Here is a 755-nt window from a genome sequence, read left to right on the forward strand (position 1 = left end):
GCCGTCAGGCGGGCTTTATGCAGTGTTTCCTAAATGCTGTTGCCCTGGGAAATCGGCTGGAAATTGTTGACTTCTGGGGCGGATAGTGGTATAATAGAAGCAGAACGACCAATGGCAGCAAAGACGTTTGAAAAGGCTACCGAAGATGAATTTGAATTAGCAAAACAAATTATGCACACTGCATTGTTGAATTGTGGATTAGATGAAAATGATACTGTAATCCAAAATTATTTAGGTGGGTATGCTTGTGACAACCCTGCCGAATTTATTGCCGAAGCATTTTCAAGTACGAATAATAATGTTTTAGTGAATGAAGTAAAACGATTATTATCAAAGAAATGGGGCTGTAAAATGTCAATGCTTTTTCCACCAAAAGAAATTATGAGGAATATCAGAATTCACAACGGGTCTGTTTATCTGGTCGGTGAAGTAACAGAGGAACAGAAGAAGATTTTTCAAAAATTTAAAAAGCAAGTAGACGAAGAAAAGAAAAAAAGCAGAGTTGAAACAGACTGACCGTTTGCACATGAACTAAAAAGCTTCTCAAAATACCGCACATTTTGAGAAGTAAAACCGAATATCACAAAAAGCATCTCACCCGAGGTGCTTTTTTCATGCCCCGACCACGGGCATAAACTGCCGGACATATGCCGTTGCCGCTGCATTCGGTGCAGTTATGGTATAAATGGCATAAAACCTGCCAAAGCTAAGGCAAGAAATCGTTAAGGCAATACCGCACAAAGAGCGTCTGGCGA

1 protein-coding gene is annotated in these 755 nt (G+C 40.1%); it reads left to right on the forward strand.

The window, feature by feature from the left end:
- Positions 1–33 precede the first annotated feature (33 nt).
- Positions 34–516 (forward strand): hypothetical protein, encoded by a 483-nt coding sequence (locus tag RUMCAL_RS01200; RefSeq protein ID WP_021680571.1) that lies wholly within the window; start codon positions 34–36, stop codon positions 514–516.
- Positions 517–755: the final 239 nt, after the last annotated feature.

Source organism: Ruminococcus callidus ATCC 27760 (assembly GCF_000468015.1).
Classification (GTDB): Bacteria; Bacillota; Clostridia; order Oscillospirales; family Ruminococcaceae; genus Ruminococcus_C; species Ruminococcus_C callidus.

Bases quoted from the DNA above. Each gene is read 5' to 3' on its own strand.
- RUMCAL_RS01200 (WP_021680571.1), top strand. From the start codon at position 34: ATGCTGTTGCCCTGGGAAATCGGCTGGAAATTGTTGACTTCTGGGGCG.